Raw genomic sequence first — 16,572 nt, 5'->3', positions numbered from 1 at the left:
GCGGGCGGTGCGGGCTCAGGAGCGGCGCACGGGCGCCGTGGAGCGCATCGGCGTCTGCGCCAGCACGCGGCAGTTGCCGAACTCGCAGCGCACGGCCCAGGCCACGCCGTTCGCGCACGGCACGCTGTAGTTTTCGTAGCCCGGCCCCTTGGCCGTCATCTCGGCGCGCGGCTGCACGTTGCAGCGGCCGGCCTTGGCCAGTTGCTCGACGTTGTAGGTGTCGACACCCGTGCGGCGCGGCTTGAGCGCGAGCACGGGGTTGAAGGTGTTGCCGTAGAACGTGTCCTGCACGTTCGGGTCGAGGTTGCGGTAACCGCGCTTGGCCATGCAATGGACGATGGCGATCTGCTGGTGCTCGGCGATCAGCGCGCTGCTGGGGCGGCTGTTCCAGTCGATGACGGCGGCGGTGATGCCGGTGTACGAAGCCGCGGCGACGATGCCCTGGCCATGCACGGTGATGAGACCCAGGCCCAGTGCGGCCCACATCGCGTCGCCGGATTCGCTGCGTGCGGTGATGCGGGTCGCTGCGGTGCGGCAGTCGGCCACGTCGCTGTCGTAGCGCGCCTTGTCCACGCCTTCCATGGCGACCATCGGCATGTACGACATGCCGGTGCCCTTCCCGGGTCCGGTCGGCGGTGCGCTGGCGCATCCGGCCAGAACCACGGTGGCCAATGCCATGCTGAGCAGCAACTTCATGGGATTCCCTCGTCCTCTTCGCGGTAGTTGCGAGGGATTTAACCATACATATAGTTACTTCTGAATCGACTTGTCGCGAATGAGCGACGCCCTTCGTGCGGGGATTTCGGCGCGCGATCCGGGGCGCGCAAAGGGGCAAGGTACAGTTTTCACCCGCTCCGAGTTCCCCCGTCCATGCACCGCACTTCCCGGCTTTCCGTTTCCCACCTGCTCCCGCTCGCACTGGCGGGCCTTCTGGCCACCGCATCCTTCGGCGCCGCGGCCCAGCAGGCGCAACCGTCCCCCGTGGATCTGGCGCGCAAGAACGCCTGCATGGCCTGCCATGGGCTGGTGCACAAGCAGGTCGGCCCGGGCTTTGCGCAGATCGCCGACCGCTACCGGAACGACGCCGCCGCGCCCGCGCGCCTGGCCGACAAGATCCGCAACGGCAGCGTCGGCACCTGGGGCCGCGTGATCATGCCGCGCCAGTCGCTGGTGTCGGAGGCCGACGCGCAGGTGCTCGCGCGCTGGGTGCTGGCACAGCCGCAACAGCAAGCGCCCGCGCGCTGAATCGCCGCTCAGGTCGACAGCTGCGACGGCGTGGCCGACTCCACCCGGAAATCCGTCGGGAACGTCCAGGTGCCGGGCGCGTCGCGCTTGCCCAATTGGCTGAGCTGGTAGCCCATGCCCCAGACCGCGTGCAACGACAGGCCGTGCGGCTGGTCGACGTACAGCCCGAGCTTGCGCCGCAGCTTCGACACGTTGGCGTCCAGCGTGCGCGAACCGGCGGCCACGCCGCTTTGCCAGCCGATCATTTCCAGGTGCTCGCGGCCCAGCGGGCGGTTCATGTGGCGGAAGAATTCGGCCGCCAGATCGAATTCGATCGGCGTCAGGCGAATCTCGGTGCCAGCCACGTCGACCATGTCGAACGGCGACAGCAAGCTGAATTCCTGCCATTCGAGGCTGCGCGGCACGACCGGCCGATTGCGCTGCCGCAGGAAGAATTCGAGCATGAAATACATCTCTTCGAAGGTCGACGGCTCCGGCAGCACGGCGTCGTCGGGGCCGGCATGCAGCAGCGACAGCCCGCGAATCTGCCGCTTGCGCGCACTCATGATCAATGGCGTGTTGTAGCGCAGCGTTTCACGCACCTGGCCCACGAGTTTTTGCACATCGTCGGGCGCCGACGGAATTGAAAGCAGCAGCGCCTCGAAACTGCCGGAAGGGGCAACCTGCGAAATCAATTCGTCGATATGCGAAAAGGCGACGGGCGTATAACCCAGCATCTTGACGGCACGGCTGGCATGCCACCGCGTTCGGGGAGAGGGGTCCAACACTGCAATGTGCGGGGAGTTTTGCTCAAACATTGAAAATTACCTTGCACACCGTGGCGTTACAAACTTCTATTTTTGCCTCGATGGCCGAAGAATTACCCTTGTTCATTCAAGCTCACCGCAATAAATTGCTTTGAATTGTTTGGGGTGGATTCATTTTTTTACAAATGAATTTCCATTCGCCTGAATTCCTTGGGAAGTGAATTTATTCCCAAATAAAGTTCACAGGTATGAGTGAAGTGAACAGAAATATGAGGATCGGGCACAGCGGCAGCGCCGTGCCCGAAATGCGCCGGCAGCGCGCCGGTCAGTGGGCGAGCAACGCCTTGCCTGCCCCGGCCAGCTCTCGCTGCAAGGCAAAGGCACGCGGCGTACAGCCGTACTTCTTGCGGAAGACGAGGCCGAAGTAGGCCGGGTCGGCAAAGCCGCAGTCGTAGGCGACCTGGGCGACGAACTTGCGCGCGCCTTCGGGGCTGCGCAGCATCCGGGCCGCGGCGTCCAGGCGGTCGCCCTGCAGGGTTTCCAGGAAGGTCATGCCGCGGCCGGCCTTGGCAAACACCTTGTGCACATAGCGCACCGACACGTTGAAGCTGGCGGCCAGCTTCTGCGCGTCGATCCCGGTGTCGGCATGGTGGTCGCGAATCCAGCGCCGCATGCGGGCGTGCAGGTCGCCATCGCGCGGCGATACGCGCTCGCCCAGCGCGCCCGGCCGCGCTGCCAGTCCGTTCTGTTCCAGCGCGAACGACAGCATCGACATCAGGTGCTCGCCGAGCAGCTGACGCTCGGCCGGACTCCGGATGCTGCACAGGTGTTCGACGTCCAGCGCGCGCAGGTAGCCCGACAGCATCCCGGCCCAGCCCTTGCCGGCCGCCAGCCGCAGGTCGGTGGACTGGTCCGCATGGGGCAGCCAGCGGTTCACCACCGCTTCCGGCAGTCCGAGCGTCCACGAATTGGTGACCTCGGTCGAGCGCAGGCGCAGCGGTTGCCACGAGTCGATCAGCACCATGTCCCCGGTGCCAAGTTCGACGCGCCCGCGCTGCTCGCTGATGGCCAGGCCGCCGTCGAGCTTGATCAGCAGGTGATAGGGGTACACCTCGGCCCCCAGCATCTGGCTCGGCCCGGTGCGCGCGATGCTCGCGCCGCTGCCATGCACCCGCATGAAAGCCAGCCCGGCCGTGTCGACGATGGTGAGTTCCTGCTGGAAGTCGGTGCGCTGGGTGCTGTCCAGCGACCCCACGTGCGGACCGATTTCATCGGCCCAGAAGGCGAACCCGTCCTTGCGCGACACCATGCCGGTGTGAACGCGCTGGACGCGACTGTCGGTCTCGGACATGCGGCACGCCTTCCTCCATGCAGCCCGGCGCAACGCCAGAAGCCGCGGGTCACGAACGGGGGACTCCCAGATTTTTTCCTGACAGGTCCGCGTGGACCTCGGATAATTTTTACAAACGATAACAGAGATAACAGCCCGGGTGTTCGGGGGGATGGAGCGGCGCACCAACCGGCGCAAGCTGCTGACGCACCACGGTCTCGGGCCGCGCCAAGGGCCGATCAGCGCATCGATCCGGGCCCGTTTCCCCCTTCGGCCGAGGCGTCTGCCGGGCAATTGCATCTGAATGTGAATCACGACACATCCGTGCCGCGAAAGCGAATGTCAAAGAAGGGCGCGATTCGTAGCATTCATTCGAATCGAACGTCAACCGGAACTTTCTCTACTGGGGATGAAATGGCTGCTCTGTATTTCACGGAAATCGAACCTTTCGGCGCACGATGGCGCGCGGCGCTGGCGTCCTGCCTGCCGGGCCCGCGCCGCGATGCCGAAGTGGTGCGGCCTTCTTCTCCCCTGCCGCCGGCGGACCGGGTGTGTGCGCTGGTCTTCATCGCCAACCTCGCGCAACTGGCCGACACCGACGGCCCCGAGGTGGCGGCGGGCGTGAGCCGCGAGATCCGTCGCCGGCTCTTCGCGGCCTTTCCGCCATCGGGCGACACCGACCTGAGCTGCCTGCGCGACGACTGCTTTCTGCTGCGCACCCGCCACGCGCAGCTCGACGACCTGCTCGCGGCGCTCGGTCGCGAGCCGATCCTGGTGAAGGGCATCGCCGCCCAGCCGCAGCTGCATGCCGACTGGATCGCACTGCGCGACAGCGGCCCCATGAGCCCGGCCGAGATCGAACTGGCGTTGTGGGCCGCACAGCCGCATCCCGCGCCCACGGTCAGGGCGCGGCCTGCGAGCGACGTCGTGGTCGACGACATCGAGCATGTGTACGACCTGCGCATCGCGCGCCAGGGAGATGCCCTGTGGCTGCGCGAGCGCTGTCTGCGAGGCGCCGAGGAACGCGCCCGGATCGACACGCTGTTCGCGCAACTCCAGCCCGGCTGACATGGCGTCGTTGCCTGCAGCCTGTCGCAGCCCGGTCCGGCGAAAGGGCGCTCAATGGCGAGCTGCCCCGGGGACGCCGCACCGTCCTGCGCCTTGACCGCCGCCCGTGGATTCGCGCATGCGCATGAACCGCCGCCGGTCTCGCAACCGCCCTGGCCATGTATCTCCATCCCCTGATCGCCAGCGTGCCGCCCGACGAGCGCGCCGCCCTGATTCGCAGCAGCGCGCTGCATTCGTACCGGCGCAACGAGATCGTGCTGCAGGCCGACACGCACACCGACCGCATCTACTGCGTGGCCACGGGCCTGCTGCGCGCGGTCGACCGCGACGTGACAACCGACTTCATCCGCCGCGGCGATTTCTTCCTCGGCCCCTCGCTGGGCGAGAACAGCTACCAGGCCACCTCGACGCTCGTGGCCGCCCTGCCCTCGTCGGTCTACCACCTGCCCGTGGCCGCGGTGCGCCGGCTGTGCGCGCTGTACCCCGAGGTGACCATGGGCCTGCTGGAGATCGCGATGAAGCGCGTCGCCATGGTGCGCGGCCAGCTGCGCCGCATCTCGTCGCTCTCTTCCGAAAGCCTCGTGAGCCGCGTGCTGCACGAGCTCACGCAACTGGCGCCCGCGGCCACCGGCGGCTACGACAAGCGCATCACGCAGGCGGTGATCGCGTCGTACTCGGGGCTGTCGCGCGAGGTCGTCAACAAGACGATGCGCGACATGGAAAGCCGCGGGCTGGTGCGCCGCGACGACCAGGGCGTGCACGTGCCGCCGACCTTCGCCTCGACCGATTTCGGCAGCCTGCCGCCCGAAGCGCGCGCGCTGTCCGACGAGCTGTGCGCCTGGGACGGCGACAGCCCCCCAATGCCATGACACGCCACGTTCATCGCGCCCGTGGGGCGCGTCGGCTTCCTGCAAACTCGCCGTAGAAAAGAAGTACCGCCGCCACGATGCCCAAAGGAATTCCGAACCCCGCCGACATGTACGGCATCTCGCCGCGCCCCTGGGGCTTCGAGGTGTCGCTCATGCGAAACGGCGTGCGCTACGCGCGCCTCTTCGGCCACGCCAGCTACGGCGGTCCCCAGCAGGCGCTGCGATGCGCACAGGCCTGGCGCGACACCATCGTGAAGGAGCACCCGCCCATCGCACGCAAGGAACGCGCGCAGACCCTGCGCAGCAACAACAAGACGGGCGAGCCCGGCGTCTCCCCGCGGCTTTCCGCACAAGGCAAGCCCGTGGCCTGGCTGGCCAAGACCTACCTCGGCCACGAAGAGATCTTGCGCGCCGAATTCGAACTCACCGACTGGGGCCACGCCGCCCGTGCGCAAGCCGTCGGCGAACGGCAGCGCCAGCTCGGGCGCATGGTCGGCCTCGCGCGGGTGCATCCCGCCGAGGAAGCCATCCGCCAACGCCCACCGCCCGGCGACGAAACGGCGCTGCCGCGCAAGCGCTCGAAATCGGAGATCGTTCGGCGCAACAACACGAGCGGTGTCAGCGGGGTGCAATTCAAGACACCACGCCCGGGCCATCCCGGGTACTGGGTGGCGATCACCTACACGGCGGGCCAAGGCAGCGTGAGCAAGTCGTTCTCGGTGCGCACGCTGGGCCACGACGTGGCGCGCGAAATGGCGATCGCCGAACGCGAAAAACAATTGCGCGCCAAGAGCTCCTGAGTTGCCGCGGACCTCAGCGCTCGGACTGCCCACTCCTGCGCGCAATGACCGCGTCGCGCACCGCGCGCTTCGACGCCAGCTGCGGCTTGCCGCAATGGCTGCAGCGATAGAAGCGCAGGCTCGGAAACAACTTCATCCACGGCCGCCGATGGATGCGCTCCAGGCGGGCCAGTCCGCACCGGCAGCGCACGAACGGGTTGCCGAAAGCAAAGCCCAGCGCCGAAGCGCGGCCGTGGTGTGTGATTGCGTACCCAGGAGCGTCGGTGTGCATGCAGGCCATGGTGCCGGCCCGAAGGCACGCCGCGCGCCCGACTGTGATCCCCGTCACTTGCCGCCGCAACAAAGCGGCGTGCGGTGATCCGCGCCTAGGCGGCAGCAAGCTCCTGCGGCTCACCCAGCGACAGCATCAACCGGTTGGCCCAGTTGAAGAACGCCGCGCCATGCACGACATCGGCAATCGCCAGATCGTCCAGCCCCTGCGCGCGCAGTGCCTCGACGTGCGCGGGCCCGAAGGTCGATGGCGTGGCCGACAGCGCGACCGACGCCGCGACGATCGCATTCCAGCGCGCGCCCAGGTCGGCCTGCACGCCTTCATCGAGCAGCCGCTGCACATCGTCCGTGCGCTGCGAGAAATGCGAGGCAAAGCGCGCATGCACCGACGCGCAGTAGATGCAGCCGTTGAAGCGCGACGCAGCGGCAGCCGAGAGCTCGCGTTCGGCGCGCGGCAGGCCCGCTTCGGGGTTGTAGAAGATGTCCTTGTCGGTGCGCGTGCGCGCGCCGAGGATGTCGGGGTCGCGTGCCAGCAATCGGAAGTACGGCGACCTGGCGCGCGATGCATCGACGAGGCCTGCGTAGTGGCGTTCGGTCAGTTCGTCCTCGCGCAGCGGCTCGAGCCAGGGCAGCCATTCGAGCTGCGCCTGCGTGAAGGTGCGCGGGTGCGTGTTGCCGGGATGGTTCAGGGTCGATTCAGTGCTCATGGGGGCGCTCATGCGGAAGTGGTGACCAGCGCGCGCAGGCCGATGACGACGCGGATCTGGAACGCGAGGAACGCCACCAGCTGCGACAACGTAACGATCTCGGTGGTGCGCCATCCCGCATCGAGCAGCGCCTGCAGTGCCGCCGGGCTGGCATCGCGCGGATGCAAGACGAGCAGGTGCGCATGCGCCAGGCCTGCCGAGAGCCGCTCACCGAACACGGCGCGGTGCGCGTCGTCGACAGCGTAGACCGGGCCGGCTTCGTCTTCCACGCGGAGCGGACCTTCCGGATAGCGGCCATACGGCCCTTGCGCGGCGCCGCGTGCGACTTCGGTTTCGATGGCCTGCGCCACGCCCTTCCCCGCCAAGGCTTTGGCATAGAAGCGCGCAACGTCAGGCTGCCTGTGCAAGCCGGCGACAAAGGCCGCGACGGCGAAACGGTCCGTGATCTCGAAGTGCCCGGCCACGGAGTCGGTCGGCGCGAACAGCGCGAGATAGCTCTGCTGTGCCTGCGTGCGCGCCTGCTCGCGCTGCGCGCGCAGCCGGTCGAGCGCACTGCCGGGCGCGATGCCCACCAGTCGGTCGATCACGTCGAAGGTCTGAAGAATCGGAGAAGAAGAGACAACGGCATTCATGGAAAAACAGCCTAGAGAAGCGCAAGCGATTGAAGGTCCGGCACGCCCGCATCGCGCGTCCAGCCCAGGGCGGGTGCGACGATGGTGGCGGTCAGTTCGATGGAACGCAGGATGGCCGCATGCGGCGGATCGACCGAATGCACCTGGCACACGAGGTCGGTCACGCGCGCGAGCGTGCGGTCGGCGCGCAGCGAGGCGATGACGTCGTCGGGCGCGCCGACATGCACGTCGTACGCGGCAATCAGTTCGTCGAGTGGCGCGTCGGCGCGGACGCGGTCAGCAAGGCCAACCTGCCCTGTGGCGGCGGCTTGCACCACCGCGCGGCGCAACCCGATCTCGGCGAGGCGCAGTGCCTCCTTGCGGGTGTCCGCCACGAAGACGCTGCGCGAGCCCACGATGCGCGGCGGGCGGCCCGGCGGCAGCGCGGCGAGGTAGGCGTCGACGATCGGGTCCTGCAGATCGGCCAGCGATGCATGGGGCGCCTGCGCAGCGCGCGGTTGCGTGCGCGAGAGCATCAGCCCGTCGCCGGCTGTGCCCGCGCGCGTGCCGCCGCTCACCGAGAACGTGGCCTGCCAGAGCCGCCCGAGCAGTTGTGCGCCCGCCGGGTACAGCGTGTCGCCGCCGGGCAGCGGCCGGCCGGCCCAGGCGTCGCGCACGGTGGCGAGCTGTCGCTCGAACAGCGCCGCGCGGTCTTCGCTGTCCAGCCCGAAGGCCGCGAAGGACGCCGGCGTGCCGCCCGTGCCGACGCCCACTTCGAGCCGGCCGCCCGAGAGCAGGTCCAGCACGATCGCGTCTTCGGCCGTGCGCACCGCGTTCTCCAGCGGCAGCGTGACGATGCCCGTGCCCAGGCGGATGCGCCTCGTGTGCGAGGCCACGTGGGCGAGGAACACGAAGGGCGACGGCAGGCCGCCCTCGTGTTCATGGAAATGATGCTGCGCCACCCATGCCGAATCGAAGCCGAAGGCCTCGGCGTGGGCGATCTGCGCGGCAACGAGGCGGTAGCGCTCGGCGGCGGGGGCATCGTCGAGCAGCCGGCTGAAAAAGCCGAGCCGCTTGCGCGGGGAAGTGAAGGTACCGGGCATCCGAAGGCCTGCGTGATCGAGAGCCTTCGAGTGTTGCGCCGCAGGCCGGTCGAACGGAAATCCGGTTTTCGCGCTTGCTTATGCGCTTTGCGCGCATCGCGTGTTCAATGCGGCACCGCGGGTGATCGCCGTGCGAGGCGCCGCAACCAGCCGACGCCTGCACCGACGCCCACGGCCATCAGTCCGGTGGTGGCGAGCATCGCTGCCGTGTGCAGCGCAACAGCCGCAAACGCCAGCAGCAGCGAGCCATTCATCGCACCCGTCGATGCATCGCCCATGCACAACGGAATCAGCACCGGCACCAGCATCAGGCCGGCGCCATGTGCGGTGGACATCATGAAAGACCACAGCGCCAGCCCCGCATGCCCCGCCGGCGCACGCGCCACGGCAGGCAGCCGGCCCGACAGGTGAACGAGCGCGACCACCGCGAACAACCCACCGGCGAGCCACTGCAGCAGGCCCCGGTCCATCGACAGGCCGAGAGCCACTGCGACGACCACGAGCGCGACCGAAGCCACATGCCCGACCGCGATCGGCCACAGGGCCCGCAGCGCCTGCGCCTTGTCGTGCGAGCGCAGCCCCCACGCGGCGGCGAACATCCAGCCGGTGGTGGGGTTCAGGCCGTGCAAGACGCCCATTCCCGCCACCGCCAGCCAGGGCCAGAGGCTTGCCATGGTGCGGACCGATCGACAACACGCCGGGTCGCGCGCTTTTACGACTTCGCGTGGCAGCAACCACCGGCCGCCGCAACGGGCGCGGGTTCGTAGCGGTCGTGGTGACGAATCCAGTCCATCGCGTAGGACGGGTTGTGCTCGTCGCGGCCCTTGGGCACGAGGTCGAGCATGTTGTAAGTGCCCATCATCACTTCCACGCCGCGACCGTAGGTCGAGTAGGTGTGGAACACGTCGCCCGCGTCGTCCTTGTAGAACACGCTGACGCCGGGCGCTTCCTCGCTCGGGAACGGCTGCTTCACGTAGTTGTAGGCGACGGCGCCGCTGGCCATTTCGTCGGGCGTGAAGCTCACGCCGAAGTCGTGGTTGAAGTCGTTGTCGTGCGACGAGACCCAGGTGAACTCCCAGCCCATGCGCCGGCGGAAGGCCTCGATACGGGCCAGCGGCGCGCGCGAGACGGCCAGCAGCGTGACGTCGCGGTGTTCGAGGTGCACGCGCATGCCGTCGGAATGGTCGGCCATGAACGAGCAGCTCTTGCAGCCCTGCTCCCAGTCGGGGCCGAACATGAAGTGCTGCACCAGCAACTGGCGGCGGCCCTCGAACAGGTCGGCGAGCGAACGGCGGCCGGTGGGGGTCTCGAAGGCGTAGGCCTTCTCGACGCGCGTCCACGGCAGCGAGCGGCGCTCCTCGGCGATGCGGTCGCGCAGCTGGGTCAGCTCCTTCTCGCGCGCCAGCAAGGCCTTGCGCGCGTCCATCCAGCGGTCGGGGGTCACGACGGGGTGATTCACGGTGGTGTTCATGGTGTGTGTGCTCCTTGGCTTGCGTGTCGTTCGTTCAGGCCGTGGCGGCCTTCGGGCGGCGCACCGCGCGGACCTTGCTGGCCCGGCCGTCGCCGGCATAGAAGAGCCCCGCGCCGTCGGATTCCAGGCCGCTCACGCCGACGCCGCTGGGCATTTCGAGCCGCGCGATCACGTCGCCATTCGCGGGGTCGATGCGACGGATGTCGCTCTGGTCGCCTTCCCAGGTGCCGTGCCAGAGTTCGCCGTCGACCCAGGTCACGCCGGTGACGAAGCGGTTCGATTCGATGGTGCGGCGGATCGCACCGGTCGCCGGGTCGATCTGGTGGATCTTGCGGTCGCGGTACTCGCCCACCCAGAGGCTGCCTTCGGCCCAGGTGAGGCCCGAGTCGGAGCCGTTGCCGGGTGCGGGAATCGACCCCAGCACCTTGCCGGTGGCGGCATCGATCTTGTCGATCCGGGCCTCGACGATCTGATAGAAGCAGGTGCCGTCGAAGGCGGTGCCGGCGTCGCAGGCGACGTCGATGCGGCGTGTCGCTTCGCCGCTCGCGGGGTCGAAGGCGACCAGCTGCCCGCCGGTGGCGGCCCACACCTGGTGGCCGTCGTGCGTCACGCCGTGGATGCGCTCCACGCCTTCGAACGGGCCGTATTCGCGCACGATCTCCGCGGCCTGCACCGCGCCTTCGAACCGGTCCTTGCCTGCTGCCTTCCTGCTCTGACTGTTGTTGCTGCTGCTCATGGGGGGCTCCTGTAGGTGCGCCACGGGGCAGCGCATGAGCCCGACTCTATTCAATCGGCAGTGCGGCGGGGAGTAACAAGATCGTCGTGAATCCCGCCAGCGGCGGAGCCAGCCAGCGGCGCGCCCGCGTCTGCCCGATGGCACGCACGCGCCGCTGCGCCTCGAGTTCGGCCAGCGCGCGCTGCACGGTGCGCTGGCTCGCGCCCAGGGCCAGCGCGAGGGCCGAGGTCGACCAGGCAGCGCCGTCCGACAGCAGCGCCACCAGCGAGGCCTGGTCGCCGTCGATGGGCGGCGCCAGCACGATGACCGGCCGCGCATCGTGCGGCGTGAGGATGAAGCCCTGCGGCGTCGCCTCGATGCGCGCCATCGGCTTGACGAGCGCGCGCAGCCGGCCGATCTCGACGCGCAGCCGCGCGCGGTGCGTTTCGTCGGGGTCGCGTGTGCGGAAGGCGTCGGCGATCAGCGCGTCGCGGTCGACATCGCCGGGCCAGGCCGCAGCCAGCGCACGCGCCAGCGAGAACAGCACGGGCCGGCGCGCGAGCGAACGCCAGGTGTCGCCGCCTCCGACGCCGCGGCGGCAGGCATCGACGACCAGCGCATCGGACGCGAGCAGTGCTTCGACTTCGTCGAGGCGCAGGGCTTGTTCGCCCTCTGCGGCGATGCGCCGGGCGGCGGGACGCTCGAGCGCGGCGCGCGCCTCCGCCACCTCGGCCAGCAACGCCGGCACGCGCGCCCGCAGGGCCGCGTCATGCGCGCGGGTGAGCGCTGCCCGTGCCGTGCCGGTGCGCAGCGAGCGCAAGGCGAGTTCCGCCGCCGCCAGCTCGGCCACCGCCGCGAGCGACGGCGGCAGGTTGTGGCCGTCGAGCAGCGACAGCGCGGCGGCGGCCTCGCCGAGCCGGCCGAGCAGCAGCAACCGACGGGCCGCGATGAGCCGCGCCTGCAGCGCATTGGCCAGATCGTCGCGCGCCTCCAGCGTGATGGCCGCCGCCATCAACGCGCGCGGCGAACCGCCCAGGTCGCGCATCGCGAGCGCCACCTCGGCCTCGGCCACGATGCAACGCGCGCGCGCCAACTCTTCATGCGCCCCGAAGCCGCGCGCCGCGTGCCGCAGCAACTCGCGTGCACGCGGATGCTCGCCGAGTTGCGCCATCGCGATGCCGCGCAGCGCGAGCGCCGGCGGGTCGTCGCGCAGGGCCACGCGCTTGAGGGCACCCAGCGCGTCGCCGGCAGCGAGCGCACGCGCGGAGGCGGCAATGAGGGAATCCATGGGGCGACAGGCTACAACACCGCCGGTGCGCCCGGCATCGGTCGGCCTTCGCCTACAGACAGCCGCCGTGAGAGCGGACATGGTGGGGTCATGACACATCCGATCGAACTCATCATCGACGAGCCGGCTCCCGGATCCTTTGTCTGGCGGCTGCTTGAAACCGACACCGACGGTGCGCATCCCACTGTCCTTCGCTGCGCCTTCGACCCGGTCGAGAGCTACGAGCTCGCACTGGCCTCGGGACAGCGCGCCCTGCACAGCGAGATGCGCACGCACACTACAACGCAAGGCCACTGAGCGTCAGCATGCGCTGACGGCGGCTTCGCGAGGCGTCCTACCGCCCGGGCGCCATCGCTTCCTAGGATGGCTTTCGGGCGCCGGCTCTCTTGCGCTTGTTGCAACGAGACAACCGCCGGCGTCTTCAAGGAGATGACCATGCAAAGAAAGCTCATGTGGATGTGCGCCGCTGCCGTGTCCTGTGTCACGGCTGTCTCTGTGCAGGCGCAAGTGAACACGCCGCCCCCTGCCCCCGTCGATCCGGCGGTGGCCGAGTTCAAGGCAGCCCGCGACAAGATCTCGGCCGACTACAAGGCCGACCGCGCCGCGTGCGATGCCATGAAGGACAACGCCAAGGACGTCTGCGTGGAGGAAGCCAAGGGCAAGGAAAAAATCGCCAAGGCCGAACTCGACCAGAAGATGAAGCCCAGCGACGGCAATGCCCGCAAGGTGGCCGAAGCCAAGGTCGAAGTGGCCTACAGCGTCGCCAAGGAAAAATGCGACGACCAGAAGGGCGAAGCCAAGTCGACGTGCGTGAAGCAGGCCAAGGCCGACGAAAGCAAGGGCATGGCCGAAGTCAAGGCGATGAAGAAGTAACCCACCGGGCCGCCGCCCTTCCCGTGGGTCTTGACGGGGGTGGTCGCATACTCGACAGATGCCCTCCTCCCCCACGCGTCCACGGGTCTACCTCGCGGGCCCCGACGTGTTCCGGCCCGACGCCGCGCAGTACTTCGCCGCACTGGCACTGGCCTGCGACGCCCTCGGCATGACGGCCGTGCCACCGTTCGACGGCAAGGACGCCGGCCCCGACCCGGCGCGCCGGATCTACGAAGAGAACATGAAGCTGCTGCGGTCGGCGGACGGCGTCATTGCCAACCTCGCGCCGTTCCGCGGCCTGGAGCCGGACTCGGGCACGGTGTTCGAGGTCGGCGTGGCCATCGCCCTGGGCCTTCCGGTGGCCGCCTACGGCATCCCGCCGGGCACCTATGCGCAACGCGCCGGCACCGCGGGCCTCGTCGGCCGAGATCCGGACGGCTCCTTGCGCGATCCCGAGGGCACGCTGATCGAAGATTTCGGGCTGCCGCTGAACCTCATGCTCGCCTGCTCGGTCCGCTGTTCGGATCTGGCGACCGACGCGTTGCGGGTGCTGGCCGAGGTGTGGGGGTCTGCCCCCGCCAAGCGGCAGTGAGCCGAAATTCGTGACATAAGTCACGAATAGAAGGCCAAACATCCCCAATTTTGGGGAGACTGTCTTCAAAAGTAATCCTTTAAGCCTCTTTTCACGTTGGACATTCCAACGCCCCAAAAAGGAGGCCAAGATGCCCCCCTCAGACCAACAAGCAGTTTTCGAAGCGGCGGGCCGCCTGGGTTCCATGGAAGTCCTGACCACGCAGATCAGCGCCATCGTCTCGATGCTGCGTGCCCTGTACGCCGCGCACCCCGAGCCGGCGAAGGTCCGCTTCCACTTCGACCGGCTGATCGGCCAGTTGATGACCAGCCCCTACCTCAGCTACGACCCGGACCACGCGTTGATCCTTCAAGACACGGCCGCGACGCTGGTCCGGCCTCCGATCGAATCCGACACTTCGCGCTGAGCATCGGATGCACTCCAGGAGACTCTGAAATGAGCTTTGAAAAAATCAGGCTTCGGTTCGGCCGGTCGTTCCGTCGCGGCGATCGCGTCATCTGCGAAGGCCGGCCCGGCACCATCACCGGAACCACCTATCCGCATGTGCGGGTGCGCTTCGATGGACGGCAGATTTCGGTGCCTTGCGATCCGTGCGAACTGCATGCGGGCGCAGCGCCGATCGCGGCGCTGCTCGCACCGGGACCACAACACACCTGAAGACATCGCTTCGCCTTATCGGCGGGCTGTCGTGCGTTGCGAGCAGACGCAAAAAAGCCCCGACTGGCGGGGCTCTTAAGGGCTGTTTGATCACTGCAAAGTGATCAGGAAGCCAATCCTGGCGGAACCGGATGTTTACGCCCCTACACCTTGCCACGCTTGAGGTGATCCGCTCCCTTCGTAACGCGGTAAACAGCACGCTTCACGACCGACTCGGAAACACCGTTGCGTTTGGCTAACTCGCGGTAGGTCACCCCACCCGCCCGATATTCGGCAACCACACGAGCCTCAGCTTCGGACTCCAAACTCCGCACGCGCCCCGGCTCCCTGCCCCGCTCCCGTGCCGCGATCTGCCCAGCAATCGATCGCTCCCGAATCATCGACCTCTCCAGCTGCGCTACAGCGCCCAGCATCTGTACGACAAAGAGCCCCATGCTGCTCGTCGTATCAAGCGGCTCAGTCACGCTCTTGATCGTGGCCCCGACTCTCTCCAGGCGCCGCAATATGTCGAGTAGGTCAAAGAGACTGCGAGCGATGCGGTCTATCTTGTAGACCACCAACACATCCCCACGAGACAACAGCGACAAGCAGCGCGCCAGCTCAGGACGGCCCTTTTGCGACGCGCCACTAGCCTTTTCCTGCAGGATTACATCGCACTTAGCCCTGTTCAACGCGTCAAGCTGCAGATCGTTTTCTTGTTCTCGCGTAGACACACGCGCATATCCGTACATCGTCATAAATCGCCTTACGAGGCGGGATCACAGGCGCGACCTCCCTCCGGTTAGAAACGCCCAATCCCCATGCGCCTAGGCCCATCGGCACCACTCCCCAACCCGCCCGGTGCTCTCGTTTTTGCAGCCTAGTACATTTAGCAACATGAAGAAGCCGATGCTCGCCATTGCCCTTGTCGCCGCGACCCAGTGCCACGCAGCAACGATCTATCTTTGCAAGGCATACAACGGCTCGACCTTTTGGGCGCAAGCCCACTGCAACCAGCACAACGCGTTCATCGAGAGGATCGTGCCAGTCGCTGACGTTCCCTGGGATCAACAGGTTCAGCAAGCCCAACAGGGCCTCCAGCTGCAGCAAGCACCAAGACAGCAAGCGAATGTGACAATGATCGGCGCCGGGTCACCCCAATGCAAAGTGCTCGACGACCGCGTGCGCGAGCTAGACAGCATGGCGCGCCAGCCTCAGTCAGCGAGCAGCCAAGGATGGATCGCAGAAGAACGGAAGAAGGCAAGAGACCAACGCTTTCGAATCGGCTGTTGAGCACTGCTAGACCCCTCCCCTTACGCAGGGAGCCGGCTCGCTGTACAGCAGCCACATGCTGTTTTCCCTCGTGCAAATGTGATTTGCCACCACGTGGCCCTCAGGCAGCTCCCAAGCGGCGACGATCACATCACCCAATGGACATTCCGGGAATTCAAAAACCCGCGGCTTCTTCGGCGTGAGCCCACGCGTGCTGTCCCACATGCGCGCATCCTTGACGCCATCTTCGTGGTGCTTCGTGAGGTACTTCGAGACGTAGCCCGCCATCTTCGCGCAGCTACGGTAACGGTTGAATCGGCCATCCTTCCCGCCAACGAAACAGAGCCCGTTATTCGGACCCACCACGTCGCGCCACAGAGCCGTGCCGACCTTCCAGCTTTTGACGCGAGCGCCACGGAAATGCATGAGGACCGGGAGCCGGTCACAGCACACGTGGACGTGCCACGCACCGCGTTTCTGCCGCTCGAAAGCCCACACCCCACGAAAGCCCGGCAGCGCCTTTCTCATCTTGCGAAGCCATGCGGCAAAGTGCGTGCGGCACAGAGCAAGATCGCATTGATTCTGGCGGTACGTGATCGTCAGAAGCTCATCAAAACCAGCCTCTTTAATCTTGCCGCGACAGTTACGCTTTGCGCGCTGGCCAGCCTTCCATGCCAGCACCTCAGCACGTTGCGCATCCCGTTCAGCCTGGAGCAATGTCCCGCTCTGATCGATCTCTTCGACAAGCGCACTGCCGTCCTCGAAAAACTCGGTGCCCACGTGATATTCAAACCGCCGAGTGATCAACGTCTCGCGCTGTCCGCTGGCGAACTCGCTCACACGAACTTTCCAGCCGCTGGCGACCTTCTCGCACCAATAGCCGTTGTGCTTTACCATCTGTCCCATATCGCAGTCCTTGAACTAGTTGCGGTATCTGTCCCGGGTGGCCTGCCAGCTACGCCGGGACTTTCTTTTG

General features: G+C 67.2%; 23 protein-coding genes. 10 read left to right on the top strand and 13 right to left on the bottom strand.

The genetic code is table 11. The annotated features are described in order from the left end of the window. Positions 1–15 precede the first annotated feature (15 nt). Positions 16–696 carry a hypothetical protein gene (locus tag RZE79_RS13585; RefSeq protein ID WP_319360834.1) on the bottom strand — a complete coding sequence of 227 codons (681 nt, stop codon included), beginning with the start codon at positions 694–696 and terminating at the stop codon, positions 16–18. A 174-nt stretch (positions 697–870) separates the two neighbouring features. Here RZE79_RS13585 and RZE79_RS13580 point away from each other — a divergent pair, with 174 nt between their 5' ends. Continuing rightward, entirely contained in the window at positions 871–1,245 is a 375-nt protein-coding gene (locus tag RZE79_RS13580) for a c-type cytochrome (RefSeq protein WP_228121786.1), read from the top strand. 8 nt (positions 1,246–1,253) lie between these two features. Here the strand turns inward: RZE79_RS13580 and RZE79_RS13575 are convergent, their stop codons facing one another. Both RZE79_RS13575 and RZE79_RS13570 read right to left on the bottom strand, forming a co-directional pair. Further along, positions 1,254–1,919: a winged helix-turn-helix domain-containing protein gene (locus RZE79_RS13575; RefSeq protein WP_194273956.1), complete on the bottom strand. Its 666-nt coding sequence runs from the start codon at positions 1,917–1,919 to the stop codon at positions 1,254–1,256. 397 nt (positions 1,920–2,316) lie between these two features. Beyond that, positions 2,317–3,342, bottom strand: a complete 1,026-nt coding sequence (locus RZE79_RS13570; protein ID WP_319360833.1) for an AraC family transcriptional regulator — start codon at positions 3,340–3,342, stop codon at positions 2,317–2,319. Positions 3,343–3,735: 393 nt separating this feature from the next. Here RZE79_RS13570 and RZE79_RS13565 point away from each other — a divergent pair, with 393 nt between their 5' ends. From RZE79_RS13565 to RZE79_RS13555, 3 genes are all read left to right on the top strand, one after another. Further along, positions 3,736–4,389: a hypothetical protein gene (locus RZE79_RS13565; protein WP_319360832.1), complete on the top strand. Its 654-nt coding sequence runs from the start codon at positions 3,736–3,738 to the stop codon at positions 4,387–4,389. 158 nt (positions 4,390–4,547) lie between these two features. Continuing rightward, on the top strand, positions 4,548–5,258 hold the full coding sequence (locus RZE79_RS13560) for a Crp/Fnr family transcriptional regulator (RefSeq protein WP_319360831.1): 711 nt from the start codon (positions 4,548–4,550) through the stop codon (positions 5,256–5,258). A 77-nt stretch (positions 5,259–5,335) separates the two neighbouring features. Further along, a complete protein-coding gene (locus RZE79_RS13555; protein WP_319360830.1) occupies positions 5,336–6,058 on the top strand; it encodes an AP2 domain-containing protein in 723 nt (240 codons plus the stop codon). A 13-nt stretch (positions 6,059–6,071) separates the two neighbouring features. Here RZE79_RS13555 and RZE79_RS13550 read toward each other — a convergent pair whose 3' ends face one another. The 8 genes from RZE79_RS13550 to RZE79_RS13515 all read right to left on the bottom strand — a co-directional run bounded on the left by RZE79_RS13550 (position 6,072) and on the right by RZE79_RS13515 (position 12,223). Further along, positions 6,072–6,329, bottom strand: a complete 258-nt coding sequence (locus RZE79_RS13550; protein ID WP_319360829.1) for a hypothetical protein — start codon at positions 6,327–6,329, stop codon at positions 6,072–6,074. Between the two features lie 94 nt (positions 6,330–6,423). Further along, entirely contained in the window at positions 6,424–7,035 is a 612-nt protein-coding gene (locus RZE79_RS13545; protein ID WP_319360828.1) for an alkylhydroperoxidase domain protein, read from the bottom strand. A gap of 8 nt (positions 7,036–7,043) precedes the next feature. After that, a complete protein-coding gene (locus RZE79_RS13540; protein ID WP_319360827.1) occupies positions 7,044–7,667 on the bottom strand; it encodes a CMD domain protein in 624 nt (207 codons plus the stop codon). An 11-nt stretch (positions 7,668–7,678) separates the two neighbouring features. Continuing rightward, complete coding sequence (locus RZE79_RS13535) at positions 7,679–8,749, bottom strand: putative FMN-dependent luciferase-like monooxygenase (protein WP_319360826.1); 1,071 nt, start codon at positions 8,747–8,749, stop codon at positions 7,679–7,681. Between the two features lie 104 nt (positions 8,750–8,853). After that, a complete protein-coding gene (locus RZE79_RS13530; protein ID WP_319360825.1) occupies positions 8,854–9,423 on the bottom strand; it encodes a hypothetical protein in 570 nt (189 codons plus the stop codon). A gap of 38 nt (positions 9,424–9,461) precedes the next feature. Continuing rightward, positions 9,462–10,220 (bottom strand): thioredoxin family protein, encoded by a 759-nt coding sequence (locus RZE79_RS13525; protein WP_319360824.1) that lies wholly within the window; start codon positions 10,218–10,220, stop codon positions 9,462–9,464. Positions 10,221–10,254: 34 nt separating this feature from the next. Beyond that, positions 10,255–10,956: a hypothetical protein gene (locus tag RZE79_RS13520; protein WP_319360823.1), complete on the bottom strand. Its 702-nt coding sequence runs from the start codon at positions 10,954–10,956 to the stop codon at positions 10,255–10,257. Positions 10,957–11,002: 46 nt separating this feature from the next. Next, a complete protein-coding gene (locus RZE79_RS13515) occupies positions 11,003–12,223 on the bottom strand; it encodes a helix-turn-helix domain-containing protein (RefSeq protein WP_319360822.1) in 1,221 nt (406 codons plus the stop codon). Between the two features lie 90 nt (positions 12,224–12,313). Here RZE79_RS13515 and RZE79_RS13510 point away from each other — a divergent pair, with 90 nt between their 5' ends. The 5 genes from RZE79_RS13510 to RZE79_RS13490 all read left to right on the top strand — a co-directional run bounded on the left by RZE79_RS13510 (position 12,314) and on the right by RZE79_RS13490 (position 14,345). After that, positions 12,314–12,520 (top strand): hypothetical protein, encoded by a 207-nt coding sequence (locus tag RZE79_RS13510; RefSeq protein ID WP_153284547.1) that lies wholly within the window; start codon positions 12,314–12,316, stop codon positions 12,518–12,520. 138 nt (positions 12,521–12,658) lie between these two features. Then, the gene (locus RZE79_RS13505) at positions 12,659–13,096 is read left to right on the top strand and encodes a hypothetical protein (protein WP_153284548.1); all 438 of its coding nucleotides are present in this window, start codon (positions 12,659–12,661) and stop codon (positions 13,094–13,096) included. A 58-nt stretch (positions 13,097–13,154) separates the two neighbouring features. Further along, the gene (locus tag RZE79_RS13500; RefSeq protein ID WP_319360821.1) at positions 13,155–13,688 is read left to right on the top strand and encodes a nucleoside 2-deoxyribosyltransferase; all 534 of its coding nucleotides are present in this window, start codon (positions 13,155–13,157) and stop codon (positions 13,686–13,688) included. Between the two features lie 130 nt (positions 13,689–13,818). Further along, complete coding sequence (locus RZE79_RS13495) at positions 13,819–14,094, top strand: hypothetical protein (protein WP_319360820.1); 276 nt, start codon at positions 13,819–13,821, stop codon at positions 14,092–14,094. A 29-nt stretch (positions 14,095–14,123) separates the two neighbouring features. Beyond that, positions 14,124–14,345 (top strand): hypothetical protein, encoded by a 222-nt coding sequence (locus RZE79_RS13490; protein ID WP_319360819.1) that lies wholly within the window; start codon positions 14,124–14,126, stop codon positions 14,343–14,345. 143 nt (positions 14,346–14,488) lie between these two features. Here the strand turns inward: RZE79_RS13490 and RZE79_RS13485 are convergent, their stop codons facing one another. Further along, complete coding sequence (locus tag RZE79_RS13485) at positions 14,489–15,082, bottom strand: recombinase family protein (RefSeq protein WP_319360818.1); 594 nt, start codon at positions 15,080–15,082, stop codon at positions 14,489–14,491. Positions 15,083–15,221: 139 nt separating this feature from the next. On the opposite strand from RZE79_RS13485, the gene RZE79_RS13480 reads away from it, so the two are divergent. Further along, complete coding sequence (locus RZE79_RS13480) at positions 15,222–15,617, top strand: hypothetical protein (protein ID WP_319360817.1); 396 nt, start codon at positions 15,222–15,224, stop codon at positions 15,615–15,617. Positions 15,618–15,623: 6 nt separating this feature from the next. Here RZE79_RS13480 and RZE79_RS13475 read toward each other — a convergent pair whose 3' ends face one another. Then, positions 15,624–16,502, bottom strand: a complete 879-nt coding sequence (locus RZE79_RS13475) for a hypothetical protein (protein ID WP_319360816.1) — start codon at positions 16,500–16,502, stop codon at positions 15,624–15,626. Between the last annotated feature and the right edge of the window lie 70 nt (positions 16,503–16,572).

This window comes from Variovorax sp. EBFNA2, assembly GCF_033802765.1.
Taxonomy (GTDB): domain Bacteria; phylum Pseudomonadota; class Gammaproteobacteria; order Burkholderiales; family Burkholderiaceae_C; genus Variovorax; species Variovorax paradoxus_H.
This window is presented reverse-complemented; position numbering and strand designations above follow the sequence as displayed.

Excerpts from the sequence above, each read along its gene's own strand:
- RZE79_RS13585 (WP_319360834.1), bottom strand. The coding sequence starts at position 696 with ATGAAGTTGCTGCTCAGCATGGCATTGGCCACCGTGGTTCTGGCCGGA.
- RZE79_RS13580 (WP_228121786.1), top strand. The coding sequence starts at position 871 with ATGCACCGCACTTCCCGGCTTTCCGTTTCCCACCTGCTCCCGCTCGCA.
- RZE79_RS13570 (WP_319360833.1), bottom strand. The coding sequence starts at position 3,342 with ATGTCCGAGACCGACAGTCGCGTCCAGCGCGTTCACACCGGCATGGTG.
- RZE79_RS13565 (WP_319360832.1), top strand. The coding sequence starts at position 3,736 with ATGGCTGCTCTGTATTTCACGGAAATCGAACCTTTCGGCGCACGATGG.
- RZE79_RS13560 (WP_319360831.1), top strand. The coding sequence starts at position 4,548 with ATGTATCTCCATCCCCTGATCGCCAGCGTGCCGCCCGACGAGCGCGCC.
- RZE79_RS13555 (WP_319360830.1), top strand. The coding sequence starts at position 5,336 with ATGCCCAAAGGAATTCCGAACCCCGCCGACATGTACGGCATCTCGCCG.
- RZE79_RS13550 (WP_319360829.1), bottom strand. The coding sequence starts at position 6,329 with ATGCACACCGACGCTCCTGGGTACGCAATCACACACCACGGCCGCGCT.
- RZE79_RS13545 (WP_319360828.1), bottom strand. The coding sequence starts at position 7,035 with ATGAGCACTGAATCGACCCTGAACCATCCCGGCAACACGCACCCGCGC.
- RZE79_RS13540 (WP_319360827.1), bottom strand. The coding sequence starts at position 7,667 with ATGAATGCCGTTGTCTCTTCTTCTCCGATTCTTCAGACCTTCGACGTG.
- RZE79_RS13535 (WP_319360826.1), bottom strand. The coding sequence starts at position 8,749 with ATGCCCGGTACCTTCACTTCCCCGCGCAAGCGGCTCGGCTTTTTCAGC.
- RZE79_RS13530 (WP_319360825.1), bottom strand. The coding sequence starts at position 9,423 with ATGGCAAGCCTCTGGCCCTGGCTGGCGGTGGCGGGAATGGGCGTCTTG.
- RZE79_RS13525 (WP_319360824.1), bottom strand. The coding sequence starts at position 10,220 with ATGAACACCACCGTGAATCACCCCGTCGTGACCCCCGACCGCTGGATG.
- RZE79_RS13520 (WP_319360823.1), bottom strand. The coding sequence starts at position 10,956 with ATGAGCAGCAGCAACAACAGTCAGAGCAGGAAGGCAGCAGGCAAGGAC.
- RZE79_RS13515 (WP_319360822.1), bottom strand. The coding sequence starts at position 12,223 with ATGGATTCCCTCATTGCCGCCTCCGCGCGTGCGCTCGCTGCCGGCGAC.
- RZE79_RS13510 (WP_153284547.1), top strand. The coding sequence starts at position 12,314 with ATGACACATCCGATCGAACTCATCATCGACGAGCCGGCTCCCGGATCC.
- RZE79_RS13505 (WP_153284548.1), top strand. The coding sequence starts at position 12,659 with ATGCAAAGAAAGCTCATGTGGATGTGCGCCGCTGCCGTGTCCTGTGTC.
- RZE79_RS13500 (WP_319360821.1), top strand. The coding sequence starts at position 13,155 with ATGCCCTCCTCCCCCACGCGTCCACGGGTCTACCTCGCGGGCCCCGAC.
- RZE79_RS13495 (WP_319360820.1), top strand. The coding sequence starts at position 13,819 with ATGCCCCCCTCAGACCAACAAGCAGTTTTCGAAGCGGCGGGCCGCCTG.
- RZE79_RS13490 (WP_319360819.1), top strand. The coding sequence starts at position 14,124 with ATGAGCTTTGAAAAAATCAGGCTTCGGTTCGGCCGGTCGTTCCGTCGC.
- RZE79_RS13485 (WP_319360818.1), bottom strand. The coding sequence starts at position 15,082 with ATGACGATGTACGGATATGCGCGTGTGTCTACGCGAGAACAAGAAAAC.
- RZE79_RS13480 (WP_319360817.1), top strand. The coding sequence starts at position 15,222 with ATGAAGAAGCCGATGCTCGCCATTGCCCTTGTCGCCGCGACCCAGTGC.
- RZE79_RS13475 (WP_319360816.1), bottom strand. The coding sequence starts at position 16,502 with ATGGGACAGATGGTAAAGCACAACGGCTATTGGTGCGAGAAGGTCGCC.